We start from the raw sequence: 14948 nt of genomic DNA, 5'->3' as shown, positions 1-14948 counted from the left end.
CTCACGCCGACCACATCTGACGCATCCGGTCCCGGCACCCTCTCGGCGCCGGGACCCTCGCGAAGAGACCCGGCGCCACCCGGTGGACACAATCGACGCCATAGCGGTGCAGTAGAGCAATGTCCTCCGCGGCCGGGCGGTCCGGGAACAGGGCGCTGAGGCGGTCGGCTCCCTGTGGGCTGTGCGGTGCGTAGTCCAGCAACTGCCCCAATGCCTCACGTACGTACCTGTGACCGGAGTTGCTCTTGGCCTCTATCAGCTCGGCACCGTTGTCATCGGTCACGTAGAGGTCGCTGATGCCGCCCGGGCAGTAGAAGCGACCCGCCGCGCGTCCCTCGACCAGGAGTTGCTGCCTGAACTCGCTCACGAGGCTGGACTCGTGGCGATTGACGATGATGAGGCGTTTGCTGCGGCTGTACGAGGTCTGCCGTGTTCGCTGCTCCTCCAGCGCCGCCGTGCGCGTGGCGTGCCGGGTCTGTTCATCTGCAGGCGGCACAACGTCCCGGGACCGACGGCTCCATTCCGTCCCAGGAGTGATCATGAACTCTTCCAGTACCGAGCGCGCCTTCTCGTCCGTCAGCACCATCTGGCCGGGAAAGTTGTGCGCCGATTTGTAGCCGATCGCCATGTTGAGGTCGGCGTAGGGGATGGCAGCGTCTGTGAGGTCCAGCACCGAGTACACGGTGTGCCAGCTCTTGCTGTCCTCGGACGGGGGCCACAGACGGTCGGCCAAGTCGCGGTTACGGAAGACGGCTCCTACTTCGCCCACCGCTCGCACGCGATTCTCGCCCGTGAAGAGCACCACGTCCCCGGTCGCCACACCCTGCATCTTCTTGTCGTGACTGGGCGTCGCTCCCCAGAAGCGGGCCATGCCATCCGGGTGCAGTTCCAGGAGCCAGTTCTCCTGCTGAGTGGTGAGCGCCTCCGAGTACCGGCCGTCGGTGAAATTCACCTGCTGTGCCAGCGTGTCGGCCCAGTGGCGCCGTGTCTCCGCGCTGCCGTAGGACGGCGATATCAGGACACGCACCAGAAGCCCTCCCTCGGCCGTTCGGTCCGGGCTGTCACTTCACCCGCACCTCATGCCGCACCACCGCATCGAACAGATACCCCTGCGTATTGTGCACCGTCGTCTCCGGCTGGGTGTGGCCCGTGGTGTCTGTGGCTCGGGCCAGGAGTGTGGTGGGGCCGGGGGTTCTGGGGTGCCAGGGGGTGGTCCAGCGGGTCCAAGTGGCGCGGTGCGGGGTGTCCTTGAGGTGGGCCCGGCGCCATGTCGTGCCCCCGTCCGTGCTGATGTCCACCCGGGTGATCGCGCCCGTCGCCGACCAGGAGCGGCCGGTGAGGTGGTGGGTCGTGGCCGCCTCGAAGCTTGCGTCCCGCGGGAGTTCGAAGGCCGACTTCAGGGTCTGGCGGGTCAGGGGGGCGCTGCCCTCCGGTGGGTACGCCTCGCCGAACAGGCGGTAGAACTGCGTGTTCCAGGGGGAGAAGAGGGGTTTGGACGAGACCTCGATGTCGCCCACCCACTTGATCGACGCGATGCCCACCCACGCCGGGACCAGGACCCTCACCGGGTAGCCGTGGTCCGGAGGCAGTGGGGCGCCGTTCATCTCGTAGGCCAGGATCACGTCGTCCAGCGCCTTGGTCAGTGGCAGCGGGCGGCGGACCCGGCCCAGGTTCGTGCCGTCGTCCGTGACGTACTCCGCGTCCAGACCGCTCGGCATCACGTCCACCGCGTGGCGCGACACGCCTGCCCTGCGCAGGACTTCGGAGAGGCGTACGCCGCGCCAGCGGGCGTTGCCGATCGCTCCCAGGGTCCAGGCCGTGCCCGATGCCGGTTGGCCCTGCTGGGTCGTGAAGAAGCTCCTGCCGTTGCCCGCGCACTCGACGAAGGCGGTGCGCGTCACCGACGGGAGGCTCTTGAGGTCCGCGAGCGTGAACTCCCTCTCGCCTCCGGTCAGTCCGTCGCCCCAGACGCGCAGCGTCCAGGTCTTCGCGTCCAGGCGGGGCGTCGCCGTGTGGTTGCGTACGAAGAAGTGGGACACGGGGGTGTGGAAGGGGGTGCCGGCGAGCGCCTCGAATTTCGTTTCCGCGTTCGTGCCGCGGATCGTGAAGCGGTCCGCGGGGAGCGGTTTCACGATCCCGGCTGCCGCTGTGCCGGTTGCCCCTGTGCCGGTCGCCGCTGTGCCGGTCGCCGCTGTGCCGGTTGCCCCTGTGCCGGTCGCCGCCTGCGCCCGGGGCGCTCCCAGCGTCACCGGCAGCGTCGCCACCGCCCCGGCCGCGGCCAGCAGCCGCAGCATGTCCCTGCGGGCCACGCCGTCCGCCCGCGCCTCCCCCGCGAGCCACTGGGCACGTCGACGTCCGTCGTACGCCTCTTCAGAGATCATGGGCGTCATCGTACGAGCCGCCCCGCGGGCAACTCACCGATGAAACACGCCAGTTACGGGGTTGTCGTAGACACTACATAGACCATCGGGTGCTCCGAGTTGACGCGGTTCACCACCACGTCCAGGGTCGGCGCCGGGTCCTTCTTCACGTGGGTGAGGCCGAGCCAGGGGCCCGGGTCCGTGAACTCCCAGCCGACCACCTTGCGGTCGCGCTTGCTGATGGTGATGTCGTTCTTCTTCAGCGTCTTGGTGCTCGTGCCGATCTGCTTGAGGAACTTGTCCAGGCCCTTGTTGCTCGTCAGGAACTGGGCGTAGAGGCGGCTGGTGCGCCAGTTGTTCGTCTCGTAGTAGGCGACTTCCCGGGAGTACGGGGGGATCGGCACGTCGTAGAGTCGGCGCTGCACCCGGGAGGGCCAGCCCGCGGTGAGGCCGGTCGCGGAGTACTTGGCCTCCTTGTCGCGGCCGCTGTTGCGGCTCTGGTTCGCGGAGATCACCAGATAGCCGGCCGGTACGCCGATCAGGAGCACGATGATCGTGGCCGTCAGCCAACGGCGGCGGATCATGTGGCGGCGGTCCTCGCGGGGGCCGCTCCCCTCGTCGGCATGATCCGGGGAGCCCGCGGAGTCCGGGGACGAGGGTTGGCGGGGCACGGTCATCACTTACAGAGTTCCCTGAGAGGTGCGGTCATTGGTGCGGCGCGCCTCCGCGTAACGCTCGTAGCGTTCGTAGCGCTCCACCCGGCGGCGGTTGGCCCTGCGGAAGCGGCGGGCCACCAGGCGCGCCAGGTCGGCGGCGCCCACCATGCCCGCCTCGGGGCCCAGCTGGGCGCGGGCGATACGGGCCTCGGGGCGGTAGCCGCGGCCCGTCAGCTGGCGGCGGAAGGCGTCGCGGGCCGGGCCGATCAGGAGGTCGTCGGCGGCCGAGACGCCGCCGCCGATCACGAAGCAGGACGGGTCGAGGGCCGCCGCGAGGTTCGCGATGCCGACGCCCAGCCACTGGCCGATGTCCTGGAGCAGCTCCACGCACATCGCGTCGCCGTCGCGGGCCAGCTCCGTGATCAGGGGGCCCGTGATGTCGGGGATGTTGCCCTTGACCCGCTCGATGATCCCGTACGCCACCGGGGAGTCGGCCGCGGCGAGCTCGCGGGCCTCCCTGACCAGCGCGTTCCCGGAGCTGTACTGCTCCCAGCAGCCGCGGTTGCCGCACGGGCAGCGGTGGCCGCCGGGGACGACCTGCATATGGCCGAACTCTCCGGCCACGCCGAACTTGCCGCGCTTGACCTGGCCGTCCTCCAGGATCGCGCCGCCGATGCCGGTGCCGAGCGTGATCATGACCAGGTGGTCCTCGCCGCGGGCCGCGCCGAAGCGCCACTCCGCCCACGCGGCGGTGTTCGCGTCGTTGTCGACGAGCACGGGGACCGCGAGGCGACCCGAGATGCGGTCGCGGAGGGGTTCGTTGCGCCAGGAGAGGTGCGGGGCGAACAGGACGCGGTTGCGGTCCGCGTCGACCCAGCCCGCCGCGCCGATGCCCACGGCGTGCACGTCGTGCCGGTCGGAGAGGTCCAGGACCAGCTCGACGATGGTGTCCTCGACGACCTTGGGGCTCTTGGACTTGTCCGGGGTCTCCGTGCGGAGCGTCTCCAGGATGTTGCCGTCGGCGTCGACGACGCCCGCCATCACCTTCGTGCCGCCGATGTCGATGCCGACGGTGGGGACGCGGGGCGCCGTCAGATGGGATCGGCGCTCACGCGTGCCCACGGTCCGCAGAACGGTGGCTCGTGCGGAGCCGCGGTGCGCGAGATCGCGGTAGGTGCTCATTGCGGCGATTCTGCCTCACTCTCGCGGGGGCGCGCACAACGGACCCGGGGCGCACCCCGTAGCTCCGGGGTGCGCCCCGTCAGGGGCGCGGGGAACTGCGCGAGCAACCACGAAGAAGCCGCAGACGCGTCTGCTGGGTCACAGAGCAGTCGCGACTGCGGCTTTTCCTGGGCTGAGCGCGCAGTTCCCCGCGCCCCTTACGGGGCGCTGCTCAGCGCTTCTCCAGTTCGTGACGGAGGTCGTCCAGTTCGCTGCCGCCCGCCATCTGGCGGGTGAGCTCGTCCAGGGTGACCTCGTCACGCGCGTAGCTGCCGAACATGGTGCCGCGCTTGAGGAGGACGAAGCGGTTGCCGACCAGGTACGCGTGGTGCGGGTTGTGGGTGATCAAGACCACTCCGAGGCCCGCGTCCCGCGCGGCCGCCACGTACTTCAGGACGACGCCGGACTGCTTGACGCCAAGGGCGGCGGTCGGCTCGTCGAGGACCAGGACCTTGGCGCCGAAGTAGACGGCGCGGGCGATCGCCACGCACTGGCGCTCGCCGCCCGACAGGGTGCCGATGGGCTGGTCGACGTCGCGCAGGTCGATGCCCATGCGCAGCAGCTCCGCGCGGGTCGTCGCGCGCATGAGGTCGACGTCCAGGCGCTTGAAGGGGCCCACGCCCTTCCTCGGCTCGGAGCCGAGGAAGAAGTTGCGCCAGACCGGCATCAGCGGGACCACGGCGAGGTCCTGGTAGACCGTGGCGATACCGCGGTCCAGGGCCTCGCGCGGCGAGCCCAGCTTCGCGTCCTCGCCGTCGATGCGGAACTCTCCCGCGTCGTGCCGGTGCAGACCCGCGATGATCTTGATGAGGGTCGACTTGCCCGCGCCGTTGTCGCCGAGGACGCAGGAGATCTCGCCCGCGTGGACCTCCAGGGAGACGCCTTCGAGGGCGCGGATGTTGCCGTAGTACTTACTGACGTCGTCGAGCTCGACGAGCGGAGTGCCTTCCGCCGTCGGCACCGCGTCGGTGACATCGGTCGTGTCGGTCACTTCGTCGCCTCCGCGCGCTTGCGGACCCAGTGGTTGAGCAGGGTCGCCAGGAGCAGCATCACTCCGAGGAAGAACTTGAACCAGTCCGGGTTCCACTCGGCGAACACGATGCCCTTGCTGACCATGCCGAAGATGAGGGCGCCGACGGCCGCGCCGACCGCAGAGCCGTATCCGCCGGTGATCAGACAGCCGCCGATGACGGCCGCGATGATGTAGATCAGTTCGTTGCCGACGCCTTCGCCCGACTGGACGACGTCGTACGAGAAGAGCAGGTGCTGGCCCGAGATCCAGGCGCCGAAGGCGACGCCCATGTAGAGGCCGATCTTGGTCGCCGCGACCGGGACACCGACCGCGCGGGCCGCGTCCTCGCCGCCGCCGACCGCGAAGATCCAGTTGCCGACGCGGGTGCGGAGCAGGATCCAGGTGGCGACCGCGATCAGGCCGAGCCACCAGAGGATCGTGATCTTGAAGTCGACGCCGCCGATGGTGATCGTCGAGGCGAAGACGTCCTTGGCGGAGGAGAAGCCCTCCATGTCGGCGATCGACTTCGTGGAGACCGTGCCGCTGATCAGCTTGGTGAAGCCGAGGTTCATGCCGGTCAGCATCAGGAACGTACCGAGCGTGATGATGAAGCTCGGCGGGTCGGTGCGTGTCAGCATCACGCCGTTGAAGACGCCGACCCCGAGGGTGGCGACGAGCGAGACGAGGACGCCGACCCAGACGTTGGCCGTCATCTGGTAGCTGAACATCGACGAGATCAGCGCGGAGGTCGTCACCATGACGCCCGCCGACAGGTCGAACTCGCCGCCGATCATCAGCAGGGCCACCGGCACCGCCATGATGCCGAGCGTCGATGCCGCGTAGAGCACCGTGGCGAGGCTGTTGGTCTGCAGGAAGCTGTCCGCGGCGACCGCGAAGAAGACGAAGACGGCGACGGCGCCGACGACCGAGCCGAGCTCGGGGCGGCCCATCAGCTTCTTCAGCGGCGATGCCTTCAGGAGGCGCTCGTCGGCCTTGGTGTCCGGCGAAGGCGCCGGCGCCGGTGCGGTCGCTGTCATCGCGTCCCTCGCTTCGCGTATTCCTCCAGCTTGGCGGCCTGGTCCTTGGTGACGATCTGCGGTCCGGTGAGGACCGGCTTGCCGCCGCCGAGGACGTCGGCGTTGTACTTGTAGAGCCAGAGCAGGTCCACGGCCTCGTAGCCCTGGAGGTAGGGCTGCTGGTCGACGGCGAAGCCGAGCGTGCCGTCCTTCAGGCCCGCAGCGACCTTCTCGTTCAGGTCGAAGGTGTCGACCTCGGCCTTGCTGCCCGCGCTGTCGGCGGCCTTCACCGCGGTGTCCGCGAAGGGCGCGCCGAGCGTGACCACCGAGTCGATGGCCTTGTCGGACTGGAGCCTGGCCTCGATGGAGGACTGCACGTCGGGCATGTTCGTGCCGGTCACGTACAGGTTCTGCATCTTGCCGTCGAAGGTCTTCTTGGCGCCCTCGCAGCGCTGCTCGTGGCCGACGTTGCCCTGCTCGTGCAGGATGCAGAGCGCCTTCTTCTTGCCGCGCTTGTTGAGCTCCTCGCCGACGGCCTCGCCCGCGATCGTCTCGTCCTGGCCGATGTGGGTGAGCGCGCCGAATTCCTTGGACTCCGCGGAGCCGGAGTTCACCGTGATCACCGGGATGCCGGCCTTCTTGGCGCGGGCCAGGGCGCCCTTCATGGCGGCGGGCTTGGCGAGCGTGACGATGATGCCGTCGACCCGCTTGTCGATGTACGAGTCCACGAGCTGGGCCTGCTGCTGGGCCTCGGCATTGTGGGCGTACAGGAAGTTGATGTTGTCCTTGACGGCGGCCTGCTTGGCGCCGCTCTGGACGATGTCCCAGAACGTGTCGCCGTCACCCGAGTGGGTCACCATGCCGAACGTCCAGTTCGGCGTGTTCACCGCGGCCTTGCCCTGTGCCGTCGCCGCCTTGCGTGCGTCCTCGGCGCGCTTGCCACCGGTGCTGCTGCACCCCGCGAGGGACACCCCGAGCACCGCGACCAGCACGGCGCCCACCGCACGTACCCCTGTCTGAACCCTTGCCACGACGCCGTGCCCTTCTAGCTCTGCTCCTCGGTGTGGCCGGTCCGGATGCCCGGCCCCGGCCGCCCAAGTATCGACCACGCGGATCACGCATGTGTTCATCGGGTACCGCGGGCGGTGTACTTCTCGAGCTTCGGCACGTCCTTCTCGGTGACGATCGCGGGTCCGGTGAGGACGGGCTTGCCGCCCCCGAGGACGTTCGCGTTGGTCTTGTAGAGCCACAGTTCGTCGATGGCGAGGTAGCCCTGGAGGTAGGGCTGCTGGTCGACGGCGAAGCCGACCTCCTTGGCCTTCAGGCGCTTGACGACCTCGGCGTTCAGGTCGAAGGTGGCGACCTCGGCCTTGCTGGCCGCGTCTCCGGCGTCTTCCTTGGCCTTCACCGAGAGGGCGGCGATGGGCGCGCCGAGCGTGACCACCGCGTCGATGTCCTTGGTCGCCTGGAGTTTCGCACTGATGGATGACTGGGCGTTCGGCGCGTTGGTGCCCTCGACGTTCAGGTTCTCGACCGAACCCTTGAGGGTCTTCTTGACGCCGTCGCAGCGCTGCTCCAGGGAGACGTTGCCCTGTTCGTGGATGACGCAGAGCACCTTCTTCTTGCCGCGCTTGTTGAGCTCGTCGCCGACGGCCTCGCCCGCCACGGACTCGTCCTGCCCGATGTGGCTCAGCGCGCCGAAGTCGGCGGAGAACTCGCCGCCGGAGTTGATCGTGACGACGGGTATCCCGGCGGCCTCCGCCTTGCCGAGGACCGTCTTCATCGCCTCGGGCTTGGCCAGGGTCACGACGATGCCGTCGACCTTCTTGTCGATCGCCGACTGGACGAGCTCGGCCTGTCCCTTGGCCTCTTTGTCGTTCGAGTAGAGGAAGTCGACGTTGTCCTTGCGGGCCGCCTGCTTGGCGCCGCTCTGGACGATGTCCCAGAACGTGTCGCCCTCGCCGGAGTGCGTGACCATCGCGATCTTGAGGCGCGGCGTGTTCACGCCCTTGCCGCCTCCCCCGTCGTCGCCCGACTTGTCCTCGTCGTCCTTGCCGCCGGAGCCGCTGCACCCGGCCGTGAGCGCGATCACCGCTATGAGAGCTGCTGCCGTGCGGGCTGTACGCATGGTGGGGCCACCTCTTCTCCCGGCCGCCCTAGTGCGGCTGGGGGAGTTCTAGCGGCGGGCGCGCGGCAGCGTCAATGGCTTTGTCAGAACATTCTTACGACGGTGATGTGCCGGAGGGCTACGGCCGTACGAGGAGCTGGAACTCGAAGGAGTAGCGCGAGGCCCGGTAGATGTGCGAGCCGAACTCGACCGCGCGGCCCGTGTCGTCGAAGGTCGTGCGCTGCATCGTGAGCAGCGGGGCCCCTGCGGGCTCGCCGAGCCGCTCGCCCTCGTCGGCGGTGGCGGCGCGGGCGCCCACGGACTGGCGCGCGCTGTGCAGGGTGATGCCCGCGGCGCGCATCATGCGGTAGAGGCCGGTGGCCTCCAGGCGTGCGGTGTCCAGGCCGAGCAGGCCGGACGGGATGTGGTTGCGGAGGCAGGCCATCGGTTCGCCGTGGGCCAGGCGGAGCCGCTCGACCAGGTGCACCTCGTCGCCTTCCGCGACGCCGAGCCTGGCTGCGACCTCGGCGGACGCGGGCTCGACGGTGTTGCGCAGGACGCGAGTCTCGGGGCGCTGGCCCGCCGCCTCCAGGTCGTCGTAGAGGCTGCTGAGTTCGAGGGGGCGCTTGACCTGGCTGTGCACGACCTGGGTGCCGACGCCCCTGCGGCGCACGAGCAGCCCCTTGTCGACGAGCGACTGGATGGCCTGGCGGACGGTCGGCCGGGACAGGCCGAGGCGGCCCGCGAGCTCGATCTCGTTGCCGAGCAGGGTGCCCGGTGTCAGGGCGCCTCGCTCGATCGCCGCCTCCAGCTGCTGGGACAGCTGGAAGTACAGCGGGACCGGGCTGCTGCGGTCGACGCCGAGCTGGAGGGAGACGGTCGGGTCCACGGCTGATTTGGCGGCAGATTTGGGCACGTGGCGAGCGTAGTCGCAGGAAATGATGACGGGAAGTTCTGAAGTTCTGTTGTCCGGACAAAGGATTGACAGGATCGCGGGGCGTGGTGAGGGTGGGTCCATGCGCATCGGACTGATCGGAACGGGCCGTATCGGCACATTTCACTCCGCGGCTCTCCAGCGGCATCCCGACGTGGGTGCGCTGGTCGTCGCCGACGCCGATGTCGGGCGCGCGGCCGGGCTCGCGGCACGGATCGGCGCCTCGTCGGCGCCCTCGGTGGACGACGTCTTCACGGGCAGCGCCCGGTCGGGTGCCGTGGACGCGGTGGTGATCACCGCGGCGACCTCCGCGCACGCCGAGCTGATCGGCAAGGCGGCGCGTGCGGGACTTCCGGTGTTCTGCGAGAAGCCCATCGCCCTCGACCTGCCCGGCACGCTCGCCGCGCTCCAGGAGGTCGAGGCCGCGGGCACGGTGCTCCAGCTGGGCTTCCAGCGGCGGTTCGACGCGGGGTACATGGCGGCGCGCGAGGCCGTGCGGTCGGGGCGGCTCGGGCGGCTGCACACGGTCCGCGCGATCACCTCCGACCCCGCGCCGCCGCCGGCCGCCTATCTCCCGCTCTCCGGCGGTCTCTACCGCGACTGCCTGGTACACGACTTCGACATGCTGCGCTGGGTGACGGGCCGTGAGGTGACCGAGGTGTACGCGACCGGGTCGGACGCCGGGCCCTCGATGTTCCGCGACGCGGGCGACGTCGACACGGCCGCGGCGGTCCTCACCCTCGACGACGGCACGCTCGCCACGGCGACGGCCACGCGGGTCAACGGCGCGGGCTACGACGTACGGATGGAACTGGCCGGAGAGGACGACCAGATCGCGGTCGGCTTCGACGACCGCATGCCCCTGTCGTCCGTGGAACCCTCGGGCCCGCCGCCGCCCGAGAAGCCGTGGCCGGGCTTCCTGGAGCGGTTCACTCCCGCGTACGAGGCGGAGCTGGCGGCGTTCGTGGATGTCGTACGGGGAGAACGGGAGAACCCCTGTGACGGGCGGGAGGCGCTGCAGGCGCTGCGCATCGCCGAGGCGTGTGAACTGTCGCGGCGGGAAGGCCGGTTGGTGCGGATGACGGAGATCGCCGGGGGGTGAGCCCATCACCTTCCTCGTAGAGCCCGGCTCGGGTCCGGGCGCTACTCCACACCGTCCAGCAGCCCCGCGTCATGCGTCAACAGCGCGATCTGCACCCGGTTGTTGAGGTCCAGCTTCGTCAGGACGCGGGAGACGTGGGCCTTGACGGTGGCCACGCTCAGGTAGAGCTCCGCCGCGATGTCCGCGTTCGACGCGCCCCGGCCCACCGCGACCGCCACCTCCCTCTCCCGCTCCCCCAGCAGGGCCAGGCGCTGCAACGCCCTTTCCCTGCGCCCCAGTTGGGGGTCGATGCCCGTCACCTGCGTGATCAGCTGCTGTGTCACCGAGGGCGAGAGCACGGGCTCCCCCGCCGCCACCGCCCGTACCGCCGCGACGATTTCGGCGGGCGGGGTGTCCTTGAGGACGAACCCGGCCGCCCCCGCCCGCAGGGCCCGCAGCACCTGTTCGTCGGCGTGGAAGGTGGTGAGGACGATGACCTCGGGGGCGTCCGGGCGCTTGCGCAGGGCCTCCGTCGCCGCGAGGCCGTCCATGGTGGGCATGCGGATGTCCATCAGGACGACGTGCGGGCGCACTTCGGCGACCAGCGGGGCGACTTGGGAGCCGTCCGCCGCCTCGCCGACGATCTCGATGTCGTCCGCGCCGCCCATCATGAAGGACAGACCGGCTCGGACCAGCGGGTCGTCGTCGACGAGAAGGACGCGGATGGGGTTCATGGGCTCCACATTAACGAGATCCCCTCTCGGACAAGCCGGTCACGTCCGCCGCCCCCCGTCACATCTGTTGACCCCATCACGTCTGCTTCGGCTCGTCCCCGCGGCCGGAGGGCGCGTCCCACGGCAGCCAGGCGTCGATGCTGAACCCGCCGTCCCGCGCCATCCCGTGCTCGATGCGGCCGCCCGCCAGCGTGGCCCGCTCCGTGAGGCCGATCAGGCCCTGGCCGGAGCCGGGGACGTCCGGCACGTCGCCGGGCGGCGGTGGATTGCGTACCGAAAGGGTGAGGCCGTCGCCGGGGGCGCCGGAGACCAGGACGCTCACCTCGGCGCCCGGGGCGTGCTTGCGGGCATTGGTCAGGCCCTCCTGGGCGATGCGGTAGGCGGTACGGCCGACGGCGGCGGGCACCGCGTCCTGGTCGGCGACGCGGTGGTCGAGCGCCACCTTCATGCCCGCGTCGCGGGACTCGGCGACCAGGGTCTCCAGGGCGGCGAGGGTCGGCTGCGGGCGGCCGGAGGCCTCGCCGTCGCCGCCGCCGCGCAGGACGCCGATCACCTCGCGCAGGTCCTGCAGCGCTTCGTGCGCGCTCTCCCGGATGACACCGGCCGCGCGGGCGATCTCCTCGCGGGGCGCGTCGGGGCGGAACTCCAGGGCGCCCGCGTGCACGCTGAGCAGGGTGAGGCGGTGGGCGAGCACGTCGTGCATCTCGCGGGCGATGGACTCGCGGGCCATGCGCTGGGCCTGTTCGGCGCGGAGCGCGGCCTCGTTCTCGGCGCGGACCGCGCGCTCGCGCAGGCTCATCAGGAGCTGGCGGCGCGAGCGGACGAACATGCCCCAGCCGATGACGGAGGCGTTGATCAGCATGCTGATGAGGACAACGACCAGGAAGGGCAGATCGGCGTCGGGCCGCAGCCAGTAGATGAACGGCACCACGGCGATCGAGACCCCGCCGATCCAGCCGACGTACCGGAAGGGCCGGTGCACCGCGAGGGTGAACAGGGCGACCGCGGTCGCCCCGCCCGCGGTGTCCGAGAGCACGCTGACCGGCACCATGGCGATGGCCAGACCGACCGGCCAGCGCCTGCGCAGCCAGACGGCGGCGCAGGCGAGCGCGCCGATCACCTGGTCGGCCTCGGCGAAGCCGGGCGAGACGTTCGGGTTGTTGCCGACCGCGTCCGCGCCCACCATGCCGATGGCGACGGCCACGAAGAAGCAGGCGAAGTCGACGAGCCAGTCCCGCACGGTCCGCCGGGGCCTGCGGTCGCCCTTGTTCTCGCGTCCCGCGTGGTCCGGATCGAGCTCGGCGGCGACGGCCGAGGGCAGCGCCCAGGGACGCCTGGCCAAGGGGGCCGGGGGCGCCGAGGGAACAGGCCGGGGCTCATTGCCGCTCATGGTCGACAAATCTACGCACTGCCGGGGTCATGGGGCGTCGTCCGGACGTGATCGTCTACCAAAGTCGTACACGCGCAGACTTTCGGAGGGGCCCGGGAGGAAGAGGCCTCGCCCCGTGGCCGATGTGCGTGGGGGGTCCGCGGGGCGAGGCTCTTCGGCATGAAGCAGGTACTCGAGGTCTCCGGCGTCCTTCTCCTGATCCAGGGCGTGGCCGCCCTGGTGCACGAGCTGACCGGCCGGCTGCGCGGCTGGGGCGTCGTACAGCGGATCGGGTTCCTCGACGGCTACGAGATCTACGCGGGCGTCACGCTGATCGTGCTCGCGCTCGCGCTGTTCGCCGTCGCGGAGAGCCGAAAGGCCCGCTAGCACCGTGCCGCGGCGGGCTCGGGCACGCCCGGCGGCTCAGCAGGCGTAGTCGACCAGGTCGAAGGACTCGTAGTGGTCGGCCGTGTAGTAGTCCTCCTGGTTCTCCTCACCGGTCACGATGCGGCGCGCGCCGCGGTCCGGTGAGCCCGGCGTCACCACGGTGAACTCGTGGTAGTAGCCGGATCCTTGCGAGGGCAGGATGCCTTCCCTGTTCTGGAAGACGGTGCCGTCCTGCGGATACGGGTAGGGGCCGCCCGCCTCGATCAGGTCCAGGGTGTCGTGCGCCTGGGCGGGCAGCGCGGAGTAGCAGATGTCGCCGACGGCGGCGACGGAGTACGCCGTCGACGCGGGGGCGTGGTGGGCCGGGGCCGCGCTCGCGGAGGCGGCGACGGGGCCGCCGATGACCAGGGCGGCGGCGAGGGCGGTGATGCTCACGATTCGTGGGGGGATTCGCATGCGACCAGTGTGACGCGCGTAGAGGTTGTCGTGTCAACGTCAAGTGCGGTGAATTTTCCGGGAGTTAACCCGGCGCAACCGGTTCGCCGCCGTCAGTCCTTCTCGGCAACGGCCTTCTCGGCGCCGGTCTTCGCGGCAGCGGTCTTCGCGGCAGCGGCAGCGGCAGCGGCAGCGGCGATGCGGTGTTCCGCCATGTACTCCCGCATCCGCAGGCTGGTGGACCCGCCGGTGAAGAGCACCGCGCCCGCAACCGACAGCGGCACCGAGAGCCCCAGCCAGCCCAGCATCTCGGGCCACCTGCGCTCTGCGCGGCAGTCGTCCCACGTGGCGTCCGCCCACGTCGGGGCGTCACCCTCGTAGAACAGCACCGACTGGCACGTGCGGCTGCTGCTGGAGTACTCGTCGTCCCCGTCGCTGAACGGCGCCATCAGCTGGTACGCGAGCACGGCCCAGATGATGCCCGCGGCCAGGAACAGCGCGGCGCCCCAAGCACGGCGCTTCTGCGCGCTCGCGGCGAATTCCTGCTCGAAGTACTCGTTCATGGGCTCCCCCTGCTTGATCGACCACGGAAGGTATCACCGTGCCCGGCGCCCCCAGCTGGTCCCCACCAGAACCAGCACACCTCCCACCAGACCCACCACACCCAGCCGCTCCCCGCCGAGCGCGATCCCCACCGCCGCCGCCCACAACGGCTCCGTGCCGAGCAGCAGGCTCACCCGGGAAGGGGACGTCCTGCGTACCGCCCACATCTGCACGAAGAAGGCGAAGAGCGTGCAGAACACGGAGAGGAAGAGCAGCCCGGCCCATTCGCGCGCGCCGAAGTCCACGGCGACGGACCAGGGCGACGCTCCCGTGCCCGCGGCGGCGAGCACCGCGAACACGGCCACGGCGGAACCCAGTTGGACGGTGGTGAGCGAGAGCGCGTCCGCGTCCTGGACCGCCTTGATCCGGGACATCGCCAGAACGTGCACCGTCCGCGCGAGCGCCGCGAGGAGGATCAGACCGTCCCCCAGTGAGGGTCGCGTGAAGCCGCCGCCCTGGGTCAGCAGGATCACGCCGAGCACGGAGAGCCCGGCCGCCGCGAGGAAGGCGCGCGGCGGGCTCTTGCGGGTCACCGCGGCCTCGGCGAGCGGAGTGAAGATCATGGTGAGGCTGATGATGAGGCCCGCGTTGGTCGCCGAGGTGTGGACGACCCCGTACGTCTCCAGGAGGAAGATCCCGCTCAGGATCAGCCCGAGCACCCCCGCCCCGCGCCACTGCGGCGCCGTCAGCGCCCGCAGGCCGCGCCATCCGGCCACCACGAGCGCGGGCAGCACGACGGCGAACCGCAGCACCAGGACGGCGACGACCGTGTGCGTCGTCGTGATGCCCTTCGCCGCCAGATAACTGGCGCCCCAGACCACGGCCACGAGCAGGACGGGCAGATCGGTGAGCCAGGCGCGGCGCACTGCGGGCGCGGCGGGAGCGGCGAGCGTCGACACGGGGCGCGATCTCCAACGGATGCGGCGGTGTGGAGACTTCGGCGGCTCTCACGTGGGTCGATCACCGTATCCGGCAAAGATCGCGCCGGGAAGGGACCGCGGAGATGGGACTGCGGAGCGCGGCGTCCATTTAC

General features: G+C 70.3%; 16 protein-coding genes. 2 read left to right on the top strand and 14 right to left on the bottom strand.

Annotated elements, in window-relative coordinates; genetic code table 11:
- Position 1: 1 nt before the first annotated feature.
- The 9 genes from ACZ6ZP_RS08810 to ACZ6ZP_RS08770 all read right to left on the bottom strand — a co-directional run bounded on the left by ACZ6ZP_RS08810 (position 2) and on the right by ACZ6ZP_RS08770 (position 9261).
- Complete coding sequence (locus ACZ6ZP_RS08810; protein ID WP_469406130.1) at positions 2–1027, bottom strand: hypothetical protein; 1026 nt, start codon at positions 1025–1027, stop codon at positions 2–4.
- Positions 1028–1061: 34 nt separating this feature from the next.
- A complete protein-coding gene (locus ACZ6ZP_RS08805) occupies positions 1062–2390 on the bottom strand; it encodes a sulfite oxidase (protein ID WP_469406128.1) in 1329 nt (442 codons plus the stop codon).
- A gap of 44 nt (positions 2391–2434) precedes the next feature.
- Complete coding sequence (locus ACZ6ZP_RS08800) at positions 2435–3037, bottom strand: sugar kinase (RefSeq protein ID WP_351158932.1); 603 nt, start codon at positions 3035–3037, stop codon at positions 2435–2437.
- A gap of 3 nt (positions 3038–3040) precedes the next feature.
- A complete protein-coding gene (locus tag ACZ6ZP_RS08795) occupies positions 3041–4198 on the bottom strand; it encodes an ROK family glucokinase (RefSeq protein ID WP_351158929.1) in 1158 nt (385 codons plus the stop codon).
- 211 nt (positions 4199–4409) lie between these two features.
- On the bottom strand, positions 4410–5228 hold the full coding sequence (locus tag ACZ6ZP_RS08790; protein ID WP_469406125.1) for an ATP-binding cassette domain-containing protein: 819 nt from the start codon (positions 5226–5228) through the stop codon (positions 4410–4412).
- A complete protein-coding gene (locus ACZ6ZP_RS08785; RefSeq protein ID WP_351158924.1) occupies positions 5225–6286 on the bottom strand; it encodes an ABC transporter permease in 1062 nt (353 codons plus the stop codon). Before ACZ6ZP_RS08785 ends, ACZ6ZP_RS08790 begins: the two co-directional genes overlap by 4 nt.
- Entirely contained in the window at positions 6283–7296 is a 1014-nt protein-coding gene (locus ACZ6ZP_RS08780) for a sugar ABC transporter substrate-binding protein (RefSeq protein WP_399973393.1), read from the bottom strand. Before ACZ6ZP_RS08780 ends, ACZ6ZP_RS08785 begins: the two co-directional genes overlap by 4 nt.
- A 95-nt stretch (positions 7297–7391) precedes the next feature.
- Complete coding sequence (locus ACZ6ZP_RS08775) at positions 7392–8393, bottom strand: sugar ABC transporter substrate-binding protein (RefSeq protein ID WP_351158919.1); 1002 nt, start codon at positions 8391–8393, stop codon at positions 7392–7394.
- Between the two features lie 118 nt (positions 8394–8511).
- The gene (locus ACZ6ZP_RS08770) at positions 8512–9261 is read right to left on the bottom strand and encodes a GntR family transcriptional regulator (protein ID WP_351159371.1); all 750 of its coding nucleotides are present in this window, start codon (positions 9259–9261) and stop codon (positions 8512–8514) included.
- A gap of 127 nt (positions 9262–9388) precedes the next feature.
- Between ACZ6ZP_RS08770 and ACZ6ZP_RS08765 the strand changes: the two genes are divergently transcribed.
- The gene (locus tag ACZ6ZP_RS08765; protein WP_361462080.1) at positions 9389–10408 is read left to right on the top strand and encodes a Gfo/Idh/MocA family protein; all 1020 of its coding nucleotides are present in this window, start codon (positions 9389–9391) and stop codon (positions 10406–10408) included.
- A 41-nt stretch (positions 10409–10449) separates the two neighbouring features.
- On the opposite strand, the gene ACZ6ZP_RS08760 is transcribed toward ACZ6ZP_RS08765, so the two are convergent.
- On the bottom strand, positions 10450–11121 hold the full coding sequence (locus ACZ6ZP_RS08760; RefSeq protein WP_469406122.1) for a response regulator: 672 nt from the start codon (positions 11119–11121) through the stop codon (positions 10450–10452).
- A 76-nt stretch (positions 11122–11197) separates the two neighbouring features.
- Entirely contained in the window at positions 11198–12511 is a 1314-nt protein-coding gene (locus ACZ6ZP_RS08755; protein ID WP_351158911.1) for a sensor histidine kinase, read from the bottom strand.
- Positions 12512–12670: 159 nt separating this feature from the next.
- Here ACZ6ZP_RS08755 and ACZ6ZP_RS08750 point away from each other — a divergent pair, with 159 nt between their 5' ends.
- On the top strand, positions 12671–12877 hold the full coding sequence (locus tag ACZ6ZP_RS08750) for a hypothetical protein (RefSeq protein WP_351158909.1): 207 nt from the start codon (positions 12671–12673) through the stop codon (positions 12875–12877).
- A gap of 36 nt (positions 12878–12913) precedes the next feature.
- On the opposite strand, the gene ACZ6ZP_RS08745 is transcribed toward ACZ6ZP_RS08750, so the two are convergent.
- The 3 genes from ACZ6ZP_RS08745 to ACZ6ZP_RS08735 form a co-directional block, all read right to left on the bottom strand.
- Positions 12914–13333: a guanyl-specific ribonuclease gene (locus ACZ6ZP_RS08745; protein ID WP_469406120.1), complete on the bottom strand. Its 420-nt coding sequence runs from the start codon at positions 13331–13333 to the stop codon at positions 12914–12916.
- A 92-nt stretch (positions 13334–13425) separates the two neighbouring features.
- Entirely contained in the window at positions 13426–13875 is a 450-nt protein-coding gene (locus ACZ6ZP_RS08740) for a hypothetical protein (RefSeq protein WP_469406118.1), read from the bottom strand.
- A 33-nt stretch (positions 13876–13908) separates the two neighbouring features.
- Entirely contained in the window at positions 13909–14814 is a 906-nt protein-coding gene (locus tag ACZ6ZP_RS08735) for a DMT family transporter (RefSeq protein WP_366462986.1), read from the bottom strand.
- Positions 14815–14948: the final 134 nt, after the last annotated feature.

This window comes from Streptomyces sp. NPDC054047 (assembly GCF_055585065.1).
The sequence above is the reverse complement of the archived record's forward strand: the minus strand, read 5'-3'. Positions and strand labels throughout refer to the sequence as shown.